Raw genomic sequence first — 24796 nt, forward strand, 5'->3', positions numbered from 1 at the left:
TTAGCTCGAATTCTTTGTCATTCTTAAAGAAAATATAACGGTAAAAATTTATTAAAACAGTAAGATAATATTTTTCTAGAGTAGTATGAGAGAAATTAAATTTAAGAATAAGAAAAAATTGAAAGAAATAAAAATTTAAGTGCAAAAAAATTATAAAAAATTTGAAAAAATTGCGCAAAAGGGAAAACGGTTAACATCTTGCAAAATACAGAAATGTCTAAAATAAGGAAAAACTTCGCGAAAAAGAATGATAAAAAAATATCAAAAAAGTGTTGACTTATATCTAAAATAGGACTATTATATACTCATCGAAAGAAACAAAAAAAGATTAAAGCCTTGATAAATCAAAGGTTTATAGAAAAAAACTATAATTTAAATTTTTGTTAAAAAGTAGATAAAATTTAACAACGAAAACATTAATTTTAACAAAATAAATATCAAACGGAGGAAAAAAACAGATGACTAAGGAAGCTAAAAAAGTTGAAGAAAAAGTAGTAAGTCCAGAAATCGTAAAAGATAAAGAATCTTTTGAATTAAGACTTGCAGAAGTAAGAGCAGCTCAGAAAGAGCTAGCTAAACTTAATCAGGAACAGGTAGACAAAATATTCTTAGCAGCAGCAACAGCAGCTAACCAGGCTAGAATACCTCTAGCAAAAATGGCACATGAAGAAACTGGAATGGGTGTTGTTGAAGATAAGGTTATAAAAAACCACTTTGCATCTGAATATATATACAACGCATATAAAAACGATAAAACTTGTGGCGTTATAGAAGAAGATAAAGCATTTGGATTTAAGAAAATAGCAGAACCAATAGGTGTTTTAGGAGCAGTTATACCAACAACTAACCCAACATCAACAGCTATATTCAAAATATTAATATCATTAAAAACAAGAAATGCTATAATGATATCTCCTCATCCAAGAGCTAAAAAATCTACAATAGAAGCAGCTAAAATAGTTCACGAAGCAGCTGTTAAAGCTGGTGCTCCAAGAGGATGTGTAGCTTGGATAGATGAACCATCATTAGAATTAACTAACTTATTAATGGCTGAAGTTGATACAATATTAGCAACAGGTGGACCTGGAATGGTTAAATCAGCTTATTCTTCAGGAAAACCAGCTATAGGTGTTGGTGCAGGTAACGTTCCAGCAATATTAGATGAAAGCTGTGACGTAAAAATGGCTGTAAGTTCAGTAATAATGTCTAAATCATTTGATAATGGTATGATATGTGCATCTGAACAGTCAGTAATAGTACCAGAAAAATTATACGATGAAGTTAAAAAAGAATTCATACATAGAGGAGCTTACGTTCTAAACGCAGATGAAGCAGATAAAGTAAGAAAAATAATACTTAATGAAGCTGGTGCAGTAAATGCTAAAATAGTTGGACAGAGACCATGCACAATAGGTAAAATGGCAGGAATAAACGTACCAGAATCAGCAAGAATAATGATAGCAGAAGTTGATGAAGTAGAATTCGTTGAACCATTTGCTCACGAAAAATTATCTCCAGTTTTAGCTATGTACAAATATAAAACATTTGATGAAGCTGTTTACAAAGCAGAAAGATTAGTTGAACAGGGTGGATACGGACATTCTTCAGCATTATATGTTGATACTATAAAACATCCAGAAAAAGTTGATCAGTTCACTAATGCATTAAAAACTTGTAGATTAATAATAAACTCTCCATCATCTCAGGGTGGTATAGGTGATTTATACAACTTCAAATTAAAACCATCTCTAACTTTAGGTTGTGGATCTTGGGGTGGAAACGCAGTTTCTGAAAACGTAGGAATAAAACACTTAATCAATATCAAGACTGTAGCTGAAAGGAGAGAAAATATGCTTTGGTTTAGAGCTCCAGAAAAAGTTTACTTCAAAAAAGGTTGTATGGGAGTAGCTATGAGAGAATTCAAAGAAGTAATGAATAAGAAAAAAGCTTTCATAGTAACAGACTCATTCCTATATAAAAATGGATATACAAAAACAATAACAGATTTACTAGACGAAATGGGAATAGTAACAACTACATTCTATAATGTTGCTCCAGACCCAACACTAGCTTGTGCTAAAGAAGGTGCAGAAGCAATGAGAGCATTTGAACCAGACCTAATAATAGCAGTAGGTGGAGGTTCAGCAATGGATGCTGGTAAGATAATGTGGGTATTATATGAACATCCAGAAGTAGATTTCCAGGACTTAGCAATGAGATTCATGGATATAAGAAAAAGAGTTTATACATTCCCTAAAATGGGTGAAAAAGCTTACTTCTGTGCAGTACCAACATCAGCAGGTACAGGTTCTGAAGTTACTCCATTCGCAGTTATAACAGATCAGGATACAGGTATAAAATACCCTCTAGCTGACTACGAATTAATGCCAAACATGGCTATAGTAGATGCTGACTACATGATGCAGATGCCAAAAGGATTAACAGCAGCTTCAGGAATAGATGCTTTAACTCATGCATTAGAAGCTTACGTATCAATGTTAAGAACAGAACCAGCAGATGGTATGGCATTACAGGCTGGTAAAGCAATATTCAACTACTTACCAAGAGCTTACAATGATGGACCAGTAGATCCAGAAGCAAGAGAAAAAATGGCTTTAGCTTCAACAATGGCAGGTATGGCATTCGCAAATGCATTCCTAGGTGTTTGCCACTCTATGGCACATAAATTAGGAGCATTCCACCACGTACCACACGGTGTTGCAAACGCATTATTAATATGTGAAGTAATAAAATACAACTGCTGTGAAGCTCCAGCTAAAATGGGTACTTTCCCTCAGTATAAATACCCAGATACAATACAGAGATATGCAGAATTTGCATCATTCTGTGGAATAACAGGAAAAGATGATAAAGAAAAAGTAGCTAACTTAATAAAAGCAATAGAAGATTTAAAAGCTAAATTAAATATACCAAAAACTATAAAAGACTTTGGTGTAGATGAAGCTAAGTTCCTAGAAACTTTAGATGAAATGACTGAACAGGCATTTGATGACCAGTGTACAGGAGCTAACCCAAGATATCCATTAATGAGCGAAATAAAAGATATGTACTTAAAAGTATACTACGGAAAATAAGAGTAGCTCTGTAATGAGATAGATTTTAAAACCGATTTAAAATTAATAATTTTTACATAATACTAAAAACCAAAAGAAAAACATAATCCAATATATAGTCTAAGATAACCGAGAATAAAAAGAGCTATCGCATTAACACTTGAGAAGGTGTTTTGCGGTAGCTCTTTTTTTAGTTTATGTATTCTTTTTTTAGTAGCATTAGAGCTTTTCTTTCTATTCTAGATACTTGTACTTGGGATATACCTAAGATTTCACCTGTTTTTGCTTGGGTGAAGTCCTCAAAGTATCTCAGTTTCATGACCTTTTTTTCTAGATCTGGCAGCTCGTCTATGATTTCATTTAGCTCTATTAGTTCTGTGTATGGAATGCTATCCTCTCTTATTATGTTGTTAGATAGATCCAGCTGTGTGTACTCGTTTTCTGCGTCGTATGTGTTGAAGTATTCAACTGGTGATAGTGCTATTAGAGCTGATTTTATTTTTTCTATTGGTATGTTTAGTTCTTTGGATATTAACTGCAGCTCAGCTTCTTTGCCTGTTTTTTTGAAGTATTGTGTTTTGTATTTTCTAACTTTCCAACCTATGCTTTTTAATTCTCTGGATATTTTGATTATTCCATCATCTCTTAAAAATCTTTTAATTTCACCCTCGATTAATGGAACTGCATAGCTAGAGAACATATTTCCTAGAGCAGGATCAAATCTTTCAATAGCTTTTACAAGCCCAATGCAGCCAAGTTGGTAAAGGTCGTCGCTATCTAGGCTGCTGAAAGAGAATTTTGCTACAGCTTTTTTCACTAGACCTATGTTTAGTTTTATCAGTTTGTTTTTTGATTTTAAATCACCTTTTTGAGCTAGTGAGATTAAATATAGAATCTCATCGTAGCTTATAACTTTATTATAGAATTTGCTTTTCTTAGAACTTGTCATGTTTAGAAACTCCCTATTAAAAAATTTCTAAATGATGATCGTGCACAATTATCGATTTAGCTTATATATATATTCTAACAAAAAAAACTACAAAAATCTTTGTAGGAATTTGTCGAAATTTGTCGAAATTGCGCCTGGAATAGGAAATATTCTGAAAATAAGAAATTATGAATATGAAAAAGAGAAGTGACCATAATAAAAATAGAATAACTTTTTAGTTGAGATTTGGAAGGGAGAGATGACATTGAAAGTTGGTATACCTAAAAAAATATCAATAAAATACAATGCGTATCTATTGGATGAAACAGATTCTACAATAACAATAGAAACATCCGAGGAAAGTATGGAACTCATACAAGATATACGTTTGGCTACTGGTAAAGAACCGATTATAGTAAAAGGTGATAAAGAAGAAATCAAAAGGAAGATAGGTGTAAGGTATGATTCTAAAATGGAAAATAACGATGACAGAGCTCAAAAGTTATTTAAAAATATAACAGAATTTGCAATACAGCAAAATATAAGTGATATCCATATAGAGCCTTTTGAAGAAGAATTTAGAATTAGGATGAGAAGAGACGGAAAGCTAGAACTTTATGAAAATATATCAATGGCTTTTTATCCAGAAGTAGTATCTTTTATCAAATTAAAATCAGGAATGGACATAGCTGAAAAGAGATTACCACAGGATGGAAGATTAGAAATATTAGATAAAGATAATAGTGTGGACGTAAGAGTTTCATCTGTACCAACTGTAAACGGTGAAAAAATAGTTATGAGGATTTTAAATAAGAAGATATTTATAGAAAATATCTCAAAACCAGATTTTACTGAAGATGAAATGAAACTTGTATCAGAGATTATATCTAAAAAATCGGGAATAATACTTGTATGCGGACCCACAGGAAGTGGAAAAACAACAACAGTATATTCAATTATTAAAAAACTTATGGACTTAGAGAGAAATATCACTACAATTGAAAATCCGATTGAATATAAGATAAAAGGTATAAATCAGATTCAAGTAAATGAAAAGGTAGGATTAACATTCGAAAAAGGGCTTAGATCAATACTTAGACAAGACCCGGATATAATAATGATAGGAGAAATAAGAGATACAGAAACAGCCGAAATAGCTGTCAGAGCTGCTATAACAGGACATTTAGTTATAAGTACAATTCATACCGAGGATGCTATATCAACAATAATAAGGTTGAATGATATGGGAATAAAAGCGTATTTAATAAAAGCATCTCTAATAGGTGTTATTTCTCAAAGACTAGTTAGAAAAAAATGTATTTGTTGTAAAAATATCCCTGGAATCGTTGAAAAATGCGAACTATGTAAGGGAAGAGGATATATTGGGAGAATGGCTATACATGAAATCATGGAAATAAATGAGGATATTAAAGAAACAATAAAGGATAATTTTGATAAAAATAAAATCAAAATTGTAGCTGATAAATCAGGTATGATTAGCTTTGAAAGTAGTATCAAAAAGCTTGTAGAAAATGGTGTATTAGATGAAAGAGAAGTACGTAACTTGGTTTAAAGACATAAAAATAAATGAATTTGATAATTTGGATTTGTACGCATTTATCAAATTAAAAAAAGAAAATAGCATAAAAAGTAAAGAACTTAGGGTTATGTGTAGTCAAATGTCAATACTTTTGGAATCTGGAGCAGGTATAGATAATATACTTGAAGCAATATTAGAACAACAAAAGAAAAAATATAAAGAGAACCTTTCATTAGCAGTAAGGAATATAAAAAAGGGATATTCCATAGAAAATTCCTTTAGAAGTAGCGATTTATTTAGTGAATTCTTTTACAATATGATAAAATGTGGAGAAAATTCAGGCAGATTAAGCAACGTACTAAAAGATATGTCTAACTATTATGAAAGAGATTATAGAGTTAAATCCAAGCTAAAATCAATAATGATTTATCCTACGATATTATTGATAATGATGATAGTTGCTCTAATTTTTATAATGTATGCAGTGATTCCAAATTTTGCATTAGTATTTGAGAGTAATAATATAAAACCACCTTTATTTAGTTATTTGGTGATAACAACAATGATGTTTTTTAAAGAGTATATAAATATTTTGATTCCTGTAATTATTATAATAATTAGCCTATTGTACATAGCTATAAAAAGTAATGAGAATAATATAGAAAAGTTTGATAGTATAAAAAGTACATTTCCTATCTTGAAAAATTATTATTTAATGTCTGTAACAGCAGCTTTTTCGAGGAATATGTACCTTATGCTAAAAAGTGGAATACCGCTTGTAGAAGCTATAAAAATATCATCTGATATAACAGGAAATATATATATTCAAAAGAAATTAGAAATATCTATTAGGTATATCAACAAAGGTAATAGTATCTCAAAATCCATAGATTTAGCAGGAATTTTTCCTAAGATATTTATATCTATGCTCAAAAATGGTGAGGAAAGTGGAAATATAGAAAAAAGTTTCCAATATATAAATAACTTTTTTGAAAATGAGTTAGATATAATGACAGATCGAATTGTTAGATTAATAGAGCCAGCTATGACAATAATAATGGGGTTTGTTATAGGAGCATTGATAATTGCCATAGTTATGCCTATGTTTGACACAATAACAGCTATTTAAAAAGTTATTCTAAAGTAAAAAATCATGACTAATTAGAAGTAATACTGTAATGTCCGGCGGTTGATTAAACCGCCGGATAAAAATTAGGGGGAATAAAATATGAAACTTAATAATATTTTTAAATTAGATAAGAGAAAAAAAGAAATCCAAAAAAGACCAGGATTTACATTAGTAGAAATGATAATAGTTGTAACAATTCTTGGTATTTTAGCGAGTGTTGCAATAGTCAAATACGGTAAAGTAGAATCAAATGCCAAGAAAAATATAGATTATACAAATGCATCAAATATAGCCTCAGCAGCTATAATTGCTATGAGCGAGGGTATACCATCAAGCCAGATAACAGTTAATAATTTGGTTACTAAAGGATATTTAAACAGTGAACCAAAACCACAAAGTGTAGATGCAGAAGGTTTTGTTATAGAAACAAATGATGATGGTAAAAATATTACAATTAAGGCTGGAGAGAATGTAATGTATCCAAAGCCAGAAGTAAAAGGAGAGAATAGTTTAAAAGAATAAAATATAAATTTGTGCATTGGAGAAAATAAAATGATAGGTAGAAAAGAAGAGGTTCATTTAAATATATATCCAACAAAATATAGTTGTAAGATAATATTCTTTAAACAAGACAAGAACAAAATTGAAATATTGTCTGAAGTTGATAAAAAAATTTCGATGGATAATAGAGTATTTATAGAAAAAGGAGCTAGAGAGGAATATATAGATGAAATATCAAATTATATTTTAAATGAAGAATTAAAATATAGTAAATGCAAATCTATCTTCATAAATATACAAGAAAATGATATTATACTAAAAAATATAAAGATAGATTCTGATATAAAGCAAAAAGCAATAATTAAGGCTGTGGATATAGAAATTAAGGAATTTTGTAATAATTCCATAAGTAATTATTGTATAGATTACAAAAAGGTGTATAATGATGGTGTTGATACAGAAGTACAAGTAGTATTATTTCCAAAGAAATACATAGATCTATTTTCTGAAATATGTGATCGAATAGGGATTGAAAAAAGAGCTATGCACACCAACTTCAACCTATTGGAAAGATTAATAAAAAAGAATGGGGTAAAAGTAATGAATAGTTTAGAATTTGGTGTAGTAGAGTTTAGAGAAAAAGACTTAGTAATAAGCATATTTTCAGATGGAGTGATAAAAAGCAGCTACGTCATCAAAAAAGGCGAATTCACTCAGGAAATAGGGGAAAGTATATTTGGAAACTGTGAATCAATATTAACCTTAGGTGACAAAGGTATCGAGGATATAAAATTAGTCCAAGAATTCTCTAAAATTATGGATATAGACTTCGGAAATGATATTGAATACACAAAAAACTACAAAAGAGTATCTTCTAAAGAATACTTCAACATAACAGCCAAAAGAATAAATTAGGGGAGGTAAAAAGATGGACAGCAAAAAACATAGGGACATATTAAACAGTTTCAAACCAGAGGTAGCAGACGGCAAAGTGGGAGTAGTTATATTTGAGGACAATCATATAAAAGTACAGGTCTACTCAAACAAAAAAATACAAAGAGAGTATTCTATGAAAAAGAAAGACTTCACATATGAAGTGGGATTAGTTGTACTTAATGGTGTAACAAGAATAGTTGTATTTGGAGATAATACGATTGAAGACGCAAAAATAATAAACCTTATAGCAGACATAAAAGACATAGACCTTGAAGATGAAGAGGAAATCTGTATTAATATGAAATCACAAAATTCTGACGAAAATACAAAAAAATATATGAACTAAAATAAAAAAGGATTAAAAATATAATCGTATATTTTTAGTCCTTTAAATTTATAAAAAATATTCTAATAATGGTGATGACGATGTTGAAGAAAAAAGACGAGTATAAATTAAAAGACTACTTCGAATACAATAAAAAAAATAGCATAAGTATAACTAGAATTGTATCCTTAGTTCTTATAGGTGTAATTGCTATTAATATATTTAGCAGCATAAGGGAAATAAAGGATATGCAAAGCTATATTTTGGGAAATAGTGATAGCAAAGAGATATTGAGTAATTCAAAAGAAGAACTAAAAAGTATTGAAAATACAGAAGATAAAAATATAAATATAGGAAATGTTAGGGAAATATTTGAAGTTGCTGGAGTAGAAAATATAGACAGTATATACATAGACCAAAACACTACAAATGTCATAGGCAAAACCAATGACATGAAAATTATAGAAAAACTTATGAAAAATAAATTGCTAAAAGGCGCTCATGTCAAAAGAATCGAAGGCAGAGATTTATATAAATTTGAAATAGATTCAGGAGATGATTTTTAGCATGAAAAACAATAAAAAACAATTAAACAAAATTATATTCCTAATACTAATATTGCTAGCAACAAAAATAACAGTTATAAATCCTATAGAAGAGAAGAAAAACACATTAAAAGCAGAAAAAAGCAAAATTGCTCAGGATATAGAGGACGTAGAAAAATACAAAAAACAAGCTGCAGAACTAAAACAGCTTGAAAAAAGAAAAAATAGCAAAAAACTATTCCCTGAAAAAGACGACGTAATAGAAATTCAAAACGCAATAAGTAAAATTGTATACGTGGAAAGCATAGAAAACCTAATGGAGATTGATGAAAATGGATTAGAAGTATCTAAAATCAATCTAAAATTCACTGGAACATACAACGAGATATTTAGGGGAATAGATACACTAAAATCAAAAGGACTATCAGATATGATAAGAACAATATCTATATCAAAAATATCAAAGCCAATAATTCCAGACATAGAACAATTAGATCAAACCACAGATAACAGCCCTAAAAATACCACAGAAACAAAATTTGAATGCACATTAAAGCTCTACAAAAAATAAAAAAACTCCTTTGTCAAATGAAAATGAAATAATAGTAGATTGATTGCAAAAAAAATGATAAAATATAGAGATGTGCATAAACTTAATAAAAAGATAAGGGAGTGAAAAAATTTGCTATTAAATAGAAACGATAAATGCTACTGTGGAAGCGGCAAAAAATATAAAAACTGCTGTATGGAAAAAGACATAGAAAGAGAAAGAGCAGAAAGAAAAATAAAAATGGTAGAAGAAGCTCAGTTAAAATACCTTGAAACATACTCAAAAATAACTAACTTTGGTAAAGAAGAAAGATTTGCAGAGTACAGAAAAAGCGCTGAAGACATATTCTACATAATAAACAGTGAAACTGTAAAAAATAAATTTGAAAAACTATTCAATACATTCTTCATAAGTGACTGCTTACTTGAAGGATCAAAAACACTAACTCAGGTATACGCAGCTGAAAACAAATCAACTGACAAAGAATTAAGAGTAATGAACAGCTTAATAAATTCTTACATAAGCGTATATACAGTAGAAAAGAAAGAAAACGACAAAGCTATATTAAAAGACTGTATACTAGATGAAACTGTGACTGTAGACGATATAAAAGTTCTAAAAGACATCACAGAAGGCGACAGTATGATAGCTAGATTAATAGAAGTAAATGGATTAAGAATATTCATAGACGTAGCCTTAAAAATAGACAACGCATCTAAAGAAATAATAGTTGAAGATATGAACAATATCTATGAAAACAACAAAAAAGACTGGCCAAACGAAAAAATATTCTTAGCTTACAACACTTACCAGTTCTACAAATACCTACAGCAGATACTAGATGAGGAAGTATCTAGCTATATAATGGAAAAATTAAAATCAAGAACAGAAGAAGTTGTAAACAATGATGTAGAAGACGATGGAAGTGTAGCATCAATAATAAGCAGACTTGCTGATGAAGACTGCAAAGAAAAATGCTTAGAATTCTGGAAAGAATACGAAGCTAGCCACGAAGATATAAAAGGATCTGAATCAGGATGGGCAGCTGCAGTAGAATACGTAATCAAAAAAGAAAACGGAATATCAGCAACTCAGCAGCAGATATCTGAAAAATATAAAATAAGCCCAAGTACAATAGGAAAAAGAGCAAAAGAATTAAAGGCTTAATTATAAATAATCGACGATATCAATAAATAATAACAATTAAAATAGTCAAAAAATAAAATTTTTTATATCGGTACCAAAGATGTTATAGTATAATGTAGTTAAATAGATAAACTAGATAACATCTAAAAAGAGAGGGTATAAAATTATGAGTTTAAAATTAGGAAATGCCATAGCAGTGGCTACAGACTATATAAAATCAAATCCAGCTGTACCAGTTTACAAAGATGGAGAAAATCTATATGCTGTTATATACCATATAGAAATTGGTTACAACAAAAACCACGAATCTAACGTAAAACAGTACATAATAATAGATTACAAAGACTTTTCTTTATCAGAAGCAGAAAGAAACGAACTAATAGAATTAGCTAAATCTTACTGCGAATCAAAAGGTATAGAAAACGATGAAAATCTTGAAATAAACTTACTTGACAATGAAGAAGCAGAAAACTTCATAGAAAAAGTTTTTAACAATATGAAAGTAATAAGAGGTCTTATAACTAAGAAGTGTTAAGGTCGTCTAACTAGTTTGTATTTAATTAATGTCGAATGGCATGATTGCTGTTCGGCATTATTTTAAATACCGATTTTTAGACGGCCTTTTTTAAGGTCGAAATTTAGAAAGGAGAAAATTATGCTAAGAGTATCAAACTTAAAGCTTACAATAGATGAAGATATAAGCATACTAAAAAAATTAGTAATAAAAAAACTAGGCATAAAAGAAAATGAACTATTAAAATACAGCATATACAAAGAGTCAATTGATGCTAGAAAAAAAGGCAATATGATGTTTGTATACACTGTAGACGTAGAATTAAAAAACGAAGAAAAAATATTAAAAAGAAAACATAAAGATGTAGTACAGGTAAAACAGAAGTCATACATAGGTGTTAAGAGTGGAAATATAGAGCCAAAAGGAAGAATTGCGGTAATAGGTAGTGGACCTGCTGGGTTATTTGCATCTTTATTATTAGCTCAGAATGGATACTGCCCTATCATGATTGAAAGAGGATCAGACGTAGATAAAAGAACTGATGATGTAAACAACTTCTGGAAAAATAGAATATTTAATAAAAAATCAAATGTACAGTTTGGTGAAGGTGGAGCTGGAACATTCTCAGACGGAAAGCTAACTACAAGAGCTAAAGATATAAGATGTAGAAAAGTACTTGAGGAGCTTGTAAACCACAATGCACCAGATGAGATACTATACTCTCACAAGCCACATGTAGGAACAGATATACTAAAAAATGTCGTTAAAAACATAAGAGAAGATATAAAACACCTTGGGGGAGAGGTTAGATTTGAATCTCAGATTACAGATATATGTATAGAAAATAATAAAATAACTAGTATAACAATAAATGACAGCGAAAAAATAGAAGTAGAAGCAGCAATCCTTGCAATAGGACACAGTGCTAGAGATACTTATGAAATGTTATACAAAAGAGGAGTCACAATAATTCAAAAACCTTTTGCTATAGGCGCGAGAATAGAACATCCTCAGCAGATGATAAACAAATCTCAGTATGGAGAATACTTCAACCATCCTAGACTTGGAGCTGCGGACTATAGATTAATTGAGCATACATCTAATGGAAGAACAGCTTACACATTCTGTATGTGTCCTGGTGGAAGTGTAATAGCATCTGCATCAGAAGAAAATGAGGTAGTAACAAATGGAATGAGTGAGCACAGTAGGGACAAAGAAAATGCAAACAGTGCGCTTTTAGTAAACGTATCTCCTGAGGACTTTGACAGCGACTACCCACTAGCAGGGGTTGAATTCCAAAGAAAATACGAACAGCTTGCTTTCAAACTAGGAGGAGAAAACTACAACGCACCTGCTCAGCTTGTAGGAGATTTCTTAAAAGACAAAGCATCTACAAGCATAGGAGATGTAAACCCTTCATACAACCCAGGTATAACTCTGACATCTCTTGATGAGTGTTTACCAGGATTTGTAGTTGAAACTATGAAAGAAGGAATTATAAAGCTTGGAAGAAAATTAGAAGGATTTGATATGCATGACGCAATACTTACTGGAGTTGAAACAAGATCATCTTCTCCAATAAGAATTGTAAGAAATGAAGAAACTCTTGAAGCTATGAATGTAGCAGGACTTTACCCATGTGGTGAAGGTGCTGGATATGCAGGAGGAATAGTAACTGCAGCAGTAGATGGAATAAAATGTGCTGAAAAAATAATCGAAAAATACAAAAGTGTAAAGTAAAAATCTATAGTTGACAATCAAAAAATTAGAAATAATAAAAAATAAAATGTTAAATTTGTTATGCTTTTTTAACATTTTTAACATAGATTTAACTAAACAAATCCTTGAATTTGATATCATAAAATTAATGTGCAAAAAGGAAAACGAATAGAAACAATCTATAACAGAGGAGGAGATTTTTTTGAGCATAGTAATAAGTCTAATGGGAGGACTTGGTCTTTTCCTATATGGTATGAACCTTATGGGGGAAGGATTACAAAAATCTGCCGGGACAAGATTAAAAGCGATTATAAAACTTTTGACAAGTAATATATTTATGGGAGTACTTGTAGGTACTGGTGTTACAGCGGTTATACAGAGTTCAAGTGCTACTACAGTAATGGTTGTCGGATTTGTTAATGCAGGAATTATGACATTAAAACAGGCAATTGGGGTTATAATGGGTGCTAATATAGGTACAACTGTAACAGCTCAGTTGGTATCGTTCAACCTTAATGGTATGGCTCCAGTAGCTCTAGGTATAGGGATAGTACTTTACTTATTTGGTAAAAATCCAAAAGTAAAACATATAGCAGAAATCCTTATAGGATTTGGTATGTTATTTACAGGTATGGAATTCATGAAAGACGCTGTTGAGCCTTTAAGAGATTATAAAGGATTTACAGATATGTTAGTTTCATTTGGACAGTATCCAATCTTAGGATTATTACTAGGATTTGGTATAACTGCTATAGTACAGAGTTCAAGTGCTTCAATGGGTATGCTAGTTGCATTAGCAGCTGAAGGACTAATACCTCTAAATGCAGCATTACCAATACTTTACGGACAGAATATAGGTACTTGTGTTACTTCACTTCTTTCAAGTATAGGTGCAAATAAAAATGCCAAGAGGGCTGCGGTAATACACTTGATATTCAACGTACTTGGAACAGTATTATTCTTAATATTCCTTAATAAACCAGTTGTTTCACTTGTTACAGGAATGGACCCAGGAAATGTTGCAAGACAGATAGCAAATACTCATACATTATTCAACATAATATCTGTTTTAATATTACTTCCATTCAATAATATAATAATTAAAATGGCTATGAGAATAATACCAGACAAAGCTGAAGATGAAGAAGATATCAAAACAGTTAAATACATCGATGATAAGATGCTTGAAATACCTTCAATAGCTCTTATCAATACTATAAAAGAAACATATAGAATGGGTAATAAAGCTAAAGAGAGCTTAGATTGCTCAATATCAGCGATAATTGAAAAATCTGATGAGTACTTAGGAAAAGTTTTCGTTAAAGAAGAAACTGTAAACGAACTACAGAAAATTATACTTAATTACCTTCTAAAATTATCAAAAACTGCAGCATTAGATGAAGATTCAAGAGAAGCTGTAGACAACCTATTCAACACAGTAAACGACATAGAAAGAATAGGGGATCATGCTAAGAATATAGCTGAACTTTCTCAGATAATGATAGATGGAGATTTAGAGTTCTCTGAACAAGGTAAGAACCAGCTAGAAGAAATATACAACTATGTAATATCTGCATACAGCAGTGCGTTAGAAGCATTTAAAAATGATGATATTAACTTAGCATATAAAGTATTCCGGATAGAAGAAAAAGTAGACATGATGGAAAAAACTTGTAGAGCAAGCCATATGTATAGATTAAACAACAACCTTTGTAGTATAGACAACGGTGTTGTATTCCTAGATATAATAACAGCTCTTGAAAGAGTATCAGACCACGCTGTTAATATAGCTAAGAGAGTAATTGCTCAGAAAAAACACGTTGTAGAATAAGATAAATGGGACTGTTGCAAAATTTTGCAATGGTCTCTTTTTTTGAGGCTTTGAATAACAAAAAATCTCCTCTCCAGGCAATCAAGTTGCATTGTCGAGTTCGATTTTTTTGTTATATCAAAGCAAAAAAGAGTACCATTTAACAAAACTTTGCAACAGATATATTATTATAAAAGAGTGTGAAAAAATAAATTTTAAATAAAAATGAAAATGCCTTGAACTAAATTTGAATTTTGGTATAATGAGAGTATATAGTATTTTAAGTAAATCAAATTTGGCGAAAGGTGTTGACAATATGTTAAAAGTTTTGGAAAATTTACAGACAGACAGACAGACAGACAGACAGACAGACAGACAGACACTATAAGTGCGCCTTTTTTGATGAAAAATTTAATAGATTCGATAATAATAGACACAGAAATATCTAAAAATAGGTAATCTGTGTCTTTTTTATTATATATTGAAATGATTGTTTATGTAAATTATATAAGTTTGGAGGAAAATCATGAAAAAGAAATTAGCTACAGTAATGGCTGCAACTATGGCAGTTAGTGGAAGTGTTGTTTCAGTAAGTGCTGCTACAACAAATGAGCAGTTAGTTGGTTCTAACAGAACTGATACTGCTGTAAAAATAAGTAAAGACGGATGGAATAGCGCAGAAACAGTAATACTTGTTAATGACTCTGCAATACCCGATGCATTAACAGCAACACCTCTTGCATTTGCAAAAAATGCACCAATACTTTTAACTGGTAAAGGTGGATTAACTAAAGCAACTGCAAATGAAATAAAAAGATTAGGTGCAAAAAATGTAATATTAATAGGTGGAGAGACAGTTCTTCCAGCTAAAATAGAAAACGACCTTAAAGCTTTAAATGTAAAATCTGACAGAGTAAAAGGTGCAACAAGAGAAGAAACAGCTTTAGCAATAGCAAAAAGACTTGATGGAATAAAAGACGTATCAGAAATAGCAGTAGTAAATGGTACAACAGGACTTGCAGATGCAGTATCTGTTGCAGCTGCTGCAGCTGAAAAAGGTATGCCAATACTACTTGCAAATCCTAAAAAAGGATTAACAGCATCAGAAAAATTCATAAAAGATGAAGCAATAAAAGCATCATTCATAATAGGTGGAACAACAGCACTACCAGACAAATTAGTATCTAGCCTACCATCAAAACAGAGAATAGAAGGTTCAAACAGAAATGATACTAATGCAAAAGTTATAGAAAAATTCTATGGCGATAAAGAATTAGATAACCTATACTTAGCAAAAGATGGTAGAGGTGGAGAAGCTCAGTTAATAGATGCATTAGCAGTTGGTGTACTTGCAGCTAAAAACGGTGCACCAGTACTTATAGCTTCTAAAAAATTAAACGCTAATCAGGAAGCAGTTGTAAATACTAAAAAAGTTGATACAATAACTCAGGTTGGTGGAAATGGAAACGAAGGTGCATTTAACCATCTTAAAGAAATAGAAAAAGTAGAAACAATAAAAGTTAAAACAGAAGCAGAACTTCAGGAAGCATTAAAGAAAGCAAATGCTAACGACATTATAGAAATAGATTCTAGCGCAAGTATATCAAAAGATGTGACTATAGCTACAAATAATGCTGTTGAAATAAATGTAAAAGGTGATTTAAAAGGAGAAGTTACAGTTAAAGCTCCAAATGCAGATATCAAAAACAGCGGAACTATAGGAACTTTAGTTGTTGAAAATGGTAAAAATACAACAGTTACAAATACTTCAGCTGGTAAGATAGACAAGGTTGAGGTAGATTCAAGTTCTTCTAATGTTAAGGTAGAAAACAATGGTACAATAACTCAGGTTGAAAATAATGCAACTGGAACAAATATAGAAAATAACGGAACTATATCTAAACCAGTTACAGGAACAACTACTCCAAATGTTGAAGGAAATAAACCAGGTGAAACAACAAAACCAGAAAGTGGTGGAGGTGGTTCTGTATCAGATACAACAGCTCCAGGAATACAATTCCAAAATGCAATAAAATTTGATTTTATGGAAGGCAAAGGAAAAGACGTAGTTGTATCGGAAAGAGAAACAATAAGATTTAATCCGGGCGATACAGTTGATAAAATAGAAGTTAAATTAACTGAAAAAGTTAAAATAATAGGAAAAGTAAGTATAAAAGTAAAAATAAATGAAGAATACATAGATGATTATGCTACAGTATCTGTAAAAGAAGATGGATCAACTTTAGTAATAATTCCAACAAAAGATTCTTATAAAGAAATAAAAACTGGTGGAACTTATACTTATGAGCTAGTGTCAGATGATGAAAATTATATAACAGATTTAGCTGGAAATAAATTAGATAAAGATACTAAAATGACATTTACCTTTGAAAATGCTAACAAAGTACATATTGTAAATAATAAAGAAGAACTAGAAACAGCTTTAAATGACAGTAATGTAGAGCTTATAAAAATAAATAAAACAATTGGAAGTGAAAATGAGTATAACACCTATACAATAACAAGACCAGTTACTATAGACTCCAATACAACTAATAAACAATATGTATATGGCTCATTTGTAGTAGATTCAGATGATGTAACAATTCAAAATTTAGTGATAGAAAATAAATATAAAACAGCAAATAAAGCTGATAAAAATGCAATAAGTGTATACGCAGATAGAGTAAATATAATTAATAATCAAATCAATGCAACTGATTCGCCTAAAGGATTTGAACCAAATGGTATAGTGATATTCCCTAAAACAGAAGGAGAAAAAATATATAATATAAGTGAAAATTATTTTACAAATTATGATGATGTAACAGATAATGGAATGTATTATTCAGCGGGCATATTTATTGCAGAAAAATATAGTATGGATAGTAAGGATTATTTTAAGAATGTTAATGGTAAAAAATCGACTACATTAGGAGAAGGAAAAGATGAAGTTATTGCATTAAATTCAAAAAATGAATATTATAAATGTGGATATGACTATGTAAGAATGAGTTATGAAAATGCGAATAATGATGCAGGTCAATTAGTAGAATATGCTGTAGCTGGTAATATAAATACATTAAGAAATGCGGAAAAATATAAGTCATCAAAAGCTACTATAATCCAAAGTTTTGATGGAGAATTATTAATTCATGAAAATGAGAAATTAACTAATAACAAAGGAACTTTATCAGCTTCGTTTAATGTAAATTCTCCAGGTGGAATAGGAAGTAAAGCTCCGGAAAAACGTGGAGATTATACATATTATGATGATGGTGCTTATTTTAGATTCCAAGTAAAAAAAGCAGATAATGAAAAAGCATTAACATTTAGTGATGTTTTTAAAAGTAATAGTAAGAAAGCAGAAGAACATGACGATGATAATTACACTAATTGTGGAATGACTTTACAAACTAATGGAATGATAACGACTAATGGTGTAGTTAACGATATGGAAGGTTCTGAAAGAGAAAAAGCAGATTGGTATGGAACTAAATATGAAAAATACAATCAGTATAAAACAAATCTGCATAATAGCGAAGCTTTAAACTATGTATTCTACGGACTTATACAGAATACAAAAATTGGAACAAAGACAGTAGGATATGATTCTTATGAAAGTAGAACTATAAATATGACACTAAGACCAAAAGCAGAATTAGCTGCTGGAACATATACTGTTACTGTTGAATTAGTACAGCAGGGAAATGAAGGTATATCATTAGGAACTATAGATTATACATTCACTGTAAATGAAGATAAAACAATAACAGTAAAATAATTAATCTCTAAAAATAAATATTCTTCCACAAAAAATGCTGTCGTACAGATGTCTAATAGACATCTTACGGCAGCTTTTTATTTTTTTCGGAAAAAACTATTCTTTAAGCTAAAATTAAGTTACGGAGAATATAATAAGACCATAGAAAAGATAAAGACAAAAAAATAATGTTTATCGATAAAACAAAACTAAAAAGAATGGAGTGGAAAAATATGAAACTAAAAAATAAAGGAATAGGACTAATAGTAGTAGTTGCTGTAATAAGTTCAATACTAGGGAGCTCACTTACATTATTTGCACTAAAAGATAAAATAGCAAGCAGTTCACAGTCATCAAATATAGTAGTTAGTGAAGGATCAAAGAGCCAGAACGTATACCAGGCAGTTGCTAAAAAGGCGACACCCTCAGTAGTTGGTATAACAACAACTAGTGTAAGTCAAGACAATATGTTTGCAATACCACAAGAAACACAGGGTGTTGGTACTGGTATAATAGTTGATTCAAATGGATACATATTAACAAATTCACACGTTGTATCTGATGGAGATGCAACAAGTGTAAATGTACTGTTCAGCGATGGTTCAGACATAGATGGCAAGGTTATATGGTACGATTCACAGATGGACTTAGCTATGGTTAAAGTTGACAAAACAGGACTTACAGCGGCAGATTTAGGAGATAGCGATGAGGTAGAAGTTGGAGATATATCAATAGCAATAGGTAACCCACTTGGATTAGATCTTCAGAAGAGTGTTACTCAGGGTATAATAAGTGGACTTGACAGAACAATAAGCACAGACCAGTCAACAAATATGACAGGATTAATCCAGACAGATGCAAGTATAAACTCTGGTAACAGTGGTGGACCATTACTAAACGAAAAAGGTCAGGTAATAGGTATAAACACAGCAAAAGCATCTCAGGGTGAAGGCTTAGGATTTGCAATTCCAATAAACACAGCTAAAAACATAATAAATGAAGTTATAAAAGATGGTAACTACGAAAAAGTTACTCTAGGTATAAAGGGAACAGACTTAGAAACATATGAACAGGCTGTTGGACAGGATTTAACAGGAGATAGTGGTGTATATGTAGCAGAAGTTACTTCAGGATCTTCAGCTGAAAAAGCTAAAATGGCAGCAGGAGATATAATAATAAAATTAGGCGATACTGAAATAACTAGTATGAATGATTTAAATAAAGCTCTATACAACTACAAAACTGGAGATAAAGCTGAAATAACAGTTTTAAGAAATGGAAGAGAACAGAAATTAACAGTTACATTCTCTAAATAGTTTATCAAAAATATCTTAGATATAAAAAATTATTTAAAAATGAAAATAACTGATTAAATACGAAATCCTTTTTTAAAAATATATATAACTCTAAAAAAGGCTACATAAAAAATACGACCACAAAACCTAAATATTATGTAGCCTAAAAATACTGTAATGTATAAATACATTACAGTATTTTTTTGTCTTTAAAAATTGTAAAAAATATAAATAGTATAAAAAGTGGGAAGCGTAAAATAATAGAAAGTGAGTGTTTTCAACGTTTGTATAGGCAAAATGAGAAAACGATATCTTTTTGTTATTAATAAAATAATAACAATATTATATTGGTATTGCAGGTTTGTCAAATATTATAGACTTTAAAAATCTCATATGATAATATTCAGATATAAGGTTATTGTTTTAGATAAGCGCAATTGATTTGTAATTATTATTTTATTTTTAAAGATAAATATTTTAGTGATGATTATATTTATCTTTTTCTTTTATCCAAAAGAGTTAAATAATTGTCAATGAAAGTTGCTATATAGAATATTAAAAATAGGAGATGCGTTTAATGAAACCATTAGTTATAAACTTTCAGAAATGCAGCATACACGATGGACCAGGAATAAGAAGTACAGTATTCTTCAAAGGATGTCCACTAGAATGTGTATGGTGTCATAACCCAGAAAGTCAAGCATATACAAAAGAAGTACTATACAACCGGGAAAGATGTGGAGCTTGTGGTAAATGTAAAGAAATATGCCCACACGATGCAATCTACATGAAAGAAGGATGTGTAGGATTAAATAAAGATAAATGTGAACTATGTGCAACTTGTTTAGATTATTGCATAAACAACGCTAGAGAGATCGTTGGAGATGAGTACACAGTAAAAGAATTATTAAAACTTATAGAAAAAGATAGAATGTTCTATGAAGAATCTGGCGGAGGAGTTACTTTATCAGGTGGTGAAGTAATGGTTCAGGATATGGACTTTATCTGTGAATTAGCTAGAGGATGTAGAAACAAAGGTATAGATGTAGCAATAGATACTTGCGGATATGCACCTACAGAACACTACGAAAAAATACTACCATATGCTAATAGATTTTTATTCGATATTAAGTTAGTAGATGAAGATAAACACAAGAAATTTACAGGAAAATCAAATGATTTAATACTTAAAAACTTAAAATTCCTAAACGATAATGGAGCTTATATAAACATAAGAATACCATTAATCGGTGGAGTAAATGTTGATGATGACAACGAAGAGGTAATGAAAATGATAGAGCTTTTAAAACCTCTAAACATAAAAGCTGTAAACTTACTACCTTATCACGATATAGGAAAACACAAATACACTAAACTAGATAAAGAATATGAAGGAAACGAATTTACTAAACCTTCAGATGAAAAAATGAATGAAATCAAAATGATTTTTGAAAACAATAATTTCCAAAATGTAAAAATAGGAGGATAATGTCATGGGAAGAGGAACTTTTGCAAGAACTAAAAAATTAAGAGAAGCAAGTGTAACAACTAAACCGCACATATCAATAGAAAGAGCGGTACTATTTACAGAAGCGTACAAAAAATGGGAAGGTAGCGTTGAAATGCCAGTGTTAAGAGCTTTATCTTTCAAACACTTCATGGAAAACAGAACTCTTTGCATAAATGATGGTGAATTAATAGTTGGGGAAAAAGGTGATTCAGCTCAGGCAGCTCCTACATACCCAGAAATATGCTGTCATACAATAGAAGATATGAACGTAATGAATGACAGAGATATAGTTGACTTCTCAGTTACTGAAGAAGACAAGAGAATACAGGAAGAAATAATAATACCTTTCTGGGAAAAAAGACAGACTAGAAGAAAAATAGTTAACGCTATGGCTCCAGAATGGAAAAACGCTTATGAAGCTGGTATGTTCACAGAATTCATGGAACAGAGAGCTCCAGGACACACTGTTTGTGGTGACATAATATACAGAAAAGGTTTCGCAGATCTTAAAAAAGATATAGAAAAAGAAATAGCTAACTTAGACTTCTTAAACGATAAAGAAGCATACGATAAAAAAGCTGACTTAGAAGCTATGGCAATATCTTGTGACGCAATGATAATATTCGGTAAAAGATATGCAGAATTAGCTAGAAAAATGGCAGCTGAAACAACTGACGAACAGAGAAAGAAAGACTTATTATTAATAGCTGAAAACTGTGACGTTGTACCAGAACACGCTCCAAAAACATTCCATCAGGCAATACAGATGTATTGGTTCGTACATGTTGGTATAACTACAGAACTTAACACTTGGGATGCATTCTCTCCAGGTAGATTAGACCAGCATTTAAATCCATTCTATGAAAAAGATGTAGAAGAAGGAAGATTAACAAGAGAAGGTGCTCAGGAATTACTAGAATGTATGTGGGTTAAATTCAACAACCAGCCAGCGCCTCCAAAAGTTGGTATAACATTAAAAGAAAGTGGAACTTACACTGACTTCGTTAACATTAACACTGGTGGTATAAGACCAGATGGACAGGACGGGGTAAATGAAGTAAGTTACATAATATTAGACGTTATGGACGAAATGAAATTAGTTCAGCCAAGTTCAAACGTTCAGATAAGTAGAAAAACTCCTCAGAAATTCTTAAAAAGAGCTTGTGAAATATCAAGAAAAGGATGGGGACAGCCAGCATTCTACAATACAGAAGCTATAATACAGGAACTTCTTAACGCTGGAAAAACTATAGAAGATGCTAGACTTGGTGGTACAAGTGGATGTGTTGAAACAGGATGCTTTGGTAAAGAAGCTTACGTTTTAACTGGATACATGAACTTACCAAAAATATTAGAATTAACATTAAACAACGGATTTGATAAATACACTGGAAAACAGGTTGGTATAGAAACAGGAGATCCAAGAGATTTCAAAACTTACGAAGAATTATTCGAAGCTTACAAAAAACAGTTACACTACATGGTAGATGTAAAAGTTAGAGGTAATGCTATAATAGAAAGAATATGCGCTGAACACATGCCTTGCCCATTAATGTCTTCAATAGTTGATGACTGTATAGCAAAAGGTAAAGACTACCAGAGAGGTGGAGCTAGATACAATACTAGATACATCCAGGGTGTTGGTATAGGTACAATAACTGACAGTTTAGCTGCTATAAAATACAATGTATTCGACAATGAAAAATTCAGCATGGATACATTATTAAAAGCTATGGAAGCTAACTTTGAAGGATATGAAGCAGAACTTAACATGGTTAAAAACAAAACTCCAAAATACGGAAATGACGACGATTACGCAGATGATATAATGAAAGAAGTATTCAACTTATATCACGGTGAAGTAACTGGTAGACCAACAGTAAATGGTGGAGAATACAGAGTAGACATGCTTCCAACAACTTGCCACGTATACTTCGGTGAAGTTATGGGTGCTAGTCCAAACGGAAGACTTGCTGAAAAACCAGTTTCTGAAGGTATATCACCAGAAAAAGGTGGAGATACTAATGGACCAACAGCTGTTATAAAATCTTGTGCTAAAATGGACCACTTAATAACTGGAGGAACTCTATTAAACCAGAGATTCGCACCATCAGTTGTTCAGGGTGAAGAAGGATTAGACAACATGGCTAACTTAATAAGAGCATACTTCAATATGGATGGACATCATATACAGTTCAACGTATTCGATAAAAATGTATTATTAGCTGCTCAGAAAAATCCAGATGAATACAAAGATTTAATAGTTAGGGTTGCAGGATACAGTGACCACTTCAACAACTTAAGTAGAGCTTTACAGGACGAAATAATAGGAAGAACTGAACAGAGCTTCTAAGAATAAACAAAATTAGTAACTTTCAGGGGATAGGATTTCTATCCCCTGTTATTATATTTTTTACTAAATTATTAAATTTTACTTATGATATCAAAATGATATAAAAAGTTGGAAAACGATAATAAAGATGCATTGGATAAATAACACATACTTAGCTATAATAATATGTGTGAGGACAATGTCGAAATAAACTGTAAATAAAAAAAGTTTATATTTTTTAATTTTATTTTTTAAATTATACAATAAGGAGAGTTTTTGATTATGAAAACATTAGGATTAATAGGTGCAGGAAACATGGGAAGCGCTATGTTAGGCGGAATAGTTAAAGCTGGTCTTGTAAAACCAGAAAATATAACTGTTGCTGACTTATATCAGCCATCATTAGACAGAGTAAAAGCAGAATTAGGTGTAAATGTTACAACTGACTCTGCAGAAGTTGTTAAAAACTGTGACGCTTTTATAATAGCTTTAAAACCAAACGTTGTAGAATTAGCATTATCTCCACTTGCTGAATTAGTAAGAGAAGATCAGTTAGTTATGTCTATAGCTGCTGGAAAACAGATAGCTCAGTTAGAAGCTATAGTAGGAGCTGACAAAAAAGTTATAAGAATAATGCCTAATACTCCAGCATTAGTATCAGAATGTATGGCAGGTATATGTGCAAACAAAAACGTTACTAAAGAAGAATTAGAAGAAGTTAAAACTATATTCGAATCATTTGGTGAAGCTGAAATAGTAACTGAAAAATTAATGGACGCTGTTACAGGTGTAAGTGGTTCTGGACCAGCTTACGTATTCTTATTCATAGAAGCTATGGCAGATGCTGCAGTTCTTGAAGGAATGCCAAGACCTCAGGCTTACAAATTCGCTGCTCAGACAGTTTTAGGATCAGCTAAAATGGTTCTTGAAACTGGAAAACATCCAGGTGAATTAAAAGATATGGTTTGCTCTCCAGCTGGAACAACTATAGAAGCTGTTAAAGTTCTTGAAGATTTAGGATTAAGATCAGCTGTAATAAATGCTATACATGAATGCACAGAAAAATCTAAAGAATTAAGTAAATAATTATAATTGAAATATATGGGTGCCGCAGTTTTCTGCGGCATCTTTTTTTATTCTTAAGGAAATTATAATAATTTAAAACTGTGGAAAACTTGT

General features: G+C 31.0%; 19 protein-coding genes. 18 read left to right on the forward strand and 1 reads right to left on the reverse strand.

Annotation, left to right across the window (positions count from 1 at the left end; translation table 11 throughout):
- Positions 1-458: 458 nt before the first annotated feature.
- Entirely contained in the window at positions 459-3095 is a 2637-nt protein-coding gene (adhE, locus tag DWX74_RS08215) for a bifunctional acetaldehyde-CoA/alcohol dehydrogenase (protein ID WP_118549548.1), read from the forward strand.
- Between the two features lie 169 nt (positions 3096-3264).
- On the opposite strand, the gene DWX74_RS08220 is transcribed toward adhE, so the two are convergent.
- The gene (locus DWX74_RS08220; RefSeq protein ID WP_118549549.1) at positions 3265-4023 is read right to left on the reverse strand and encodes a sigma-70 family RNA polymerase sigma factor; all 759 of its coding nucleotides are present in this window, start codon (positions 4021-4023) and stop codon (positions 3265-3267) included.
- Positions 4024-4261: 238 nt separating this feature from the next.
- Between DWX74_RS08220 and DWX74_RS08225 the strand changes: the two genes are divergently transcribed.
- From DWX74_RS08225 to proC, 17 genes are all read left to right on the forward strand, one after another.
- A complete protein-coding gene (locus DWX74_RS08225; RefSeq protein WP_118549550.1) occupies positions 4262-5575 on the forward strand; it encodes a GspE/PulE family protein in 1314 nt (437 codons plus the stop codon).
- Positions 5547-6671 carry a type II secretion system F family protein gene (locus DWX74_RS08230; protein ID WP_118549551.1) on the forward strand — a complete coding sequence of 375 codons (1125 nt, stop codon included), beginning with the start codon at positions 5547-5549 and terminating at the stop codon, positions 6669-6671. Before DWX74_RS08225 ends, DWX74_RS08230 begins: the two co-directional genes overlap by 29 nt.
- A 99-nt stretch (positions 6672-6770) precedes the next feature.
- The gene (locus tag DWX74_RS08235; RefSeq protein ID WP_118549552.1) at positions 6771-7193 is read left to right on the forward strand and encodes a type II secretion system protein; all 423 of its coding nucleotides are present in this window, start codon (positions 6771-6773) and stop codon (positions 7191-7193) included.
- 30 nt (positions 7194-7223) lie between these two features.
- A complete protein-coding gene (locus DWX74_RS08240) occupies positions 7224-8087 on the forward strand; it encodes a hypothetical protein (protein ID WP_118549553.1) in 864 nt (287 codons plus the stop codon).
- A 13-nt stretch (positions 8088-8100) separates the two neighbouring features.
- Positions 8101-8454, forward strand: coding sequence for a hypothetical protein (locus tag DWX74_RS08245; RefSeq protein ID WP_118549554.1), 354 nt, complete (start codon positions 8101-8103; stop codon positions 8452-8454).
- 80 nt (positions 8455-8534) lie between these two features.
- Positions 8535-8999, forward strand: coding sequence for a hypothetical protein (locus DWX74_RS08250; protein WP_118549555.1), 465 nt, complete (start codon positions 8535-8537; stop codon positions 8997-8999).
- A gap of 1 nt (position 9000) precedes the next feature.
- On the forward strand, positions 9001-9549 hold the full coding sequence (locus tag DWX74_RS08255) for a hypothetical protein (protein WP_118549556.1): 549 nt from the start codon (positions 9001-9003) through the stop codon (positions 9547-9549).
- A gap of 111 nt (positions 9550-9660) precedes the next feature.
- Positions 9661-10695 (forward strand): SEC-C domain-containing protein, encoded by a 1035-nt coding sequence (locus DWX74_RS08260; RefSeq protein WP_118549557.1) that lies wholly within the window; start codon positions 9661-9663, stop codon positions 10693-10695.
- A gap of 145 nt (positions 10696-10840) precedes the next feature.
- On the forward strand, positions 10841-11209 hold the full coding sequence (locus DWX74_RS08265) for a hypothetical protein (RefSeq protein ID WP_118549558.1): 369 nt from the start codon (positions 10841-10843) through the stop codon (positions 11207-11209).
- Positions 11210-11329: 120 nt separating this feature from the next.
- On the forward strand, positions 11330-12928 hold the full coding sequence (locus DWX74_RS08270) for an NAD(P)/FAD-dependent oxidoreductase (protein WP_118549559.1): 1599 nt from the start codon (positions 11330-11332) through the stop codon (positions 12926-12928).
- 181 nt (positions 12929-13109) lie between these two features.
- Complete coding sequence (locus tag DWX74_RS08275) at positions 13110-14738, forward strand: Na/Pi cotransporter family protein (RefSeq protein WP_118549560.1); 1629 nt, start codon at positions 13110-13112, stop codon at positions 14736-14738.
- A gap of 241 nt (positions 14739-14979) precedes the next feature.
- Positions 14980-15105, forward strand: coding sequence for a hypothetical protein (locus DWX74_RS11275; RefSeq protein ID WP_286164279.1), 126 nt, complete (start codon positions 14980-14982; stop codon positions 15103-15105).
- A 138-nt stretch (positions 15106-15243) separates the two neighbouring features.
- Positions 15244-18501: a cell wall-binding repeat-containing protein gene (locus tag DWX74_RS08280; RefSeq protein ID WP_118549561.1), complete on the forward strand. Its 3258-nt coding sequence runs from the start codon at positions 15244-15246 to the stop codon at positions 18499-18501.
- A gap of 212 nt (positions 18502-18713) precedes the next feature.
- Positions 18714-19796, forward strand: coding sequence for a serine protease HtrA (htrA, locus tag DWX74_RS08285; protein ID WP_118549562.1), 1083 nt, complete (start codon positions 18714-18716; stop codon positions 19794-19796).
- Positions 19797-20352: 556 nt separating this feature from the next.
- On the forward strand, positions 20353-21264 hold the full coding sequence (locus DWX74_RS08290; RefSeq protein ID WP_118549563.1) for a trans-4-hydroxy-L-proline dehydratase activase: 912 nt from the start codon (positions 20353-20355) through the stop codon (positions 21262-21264).
- Positions 21265-21268: 4 nt separating this feature from the next.
- Positions 21269-23638: a trans-4-hydroxy-L-proline dehydratase gene (gene hypD, locus DWX74_RS08295; protein WP_118549564.1), complete on the forward strand. Its 2370-nt coding sequence runs from the start codon at positions 21269-21271 to the stop codon at positions 23636-23638.
- A gap of 261 nt (positions 23639-23899) precedes the next feature.
- Complete coding sequence (gene proC, locus DWX74_RS08300) at positions 23900-24703, forward strand: pyrroline-5-carboxylate reductase (protein WP_006439639.1); 804 nt, start codon at positions 23900-23902, stop codon at positions 24701-24703.
- Positions 24704-24796: the final 93 nt, after the last annotated feature.

It is taken from the genome of Peptoclostridium sp. AF21-18 (assembly GCF_003478825.1).
In the GTDB taxonomy this organism is placed as follows: Bacteria; Bacillota; Clostridia; order Peptostreptococcales; family Peptostreptococcaceae; genus Peptacetobacter.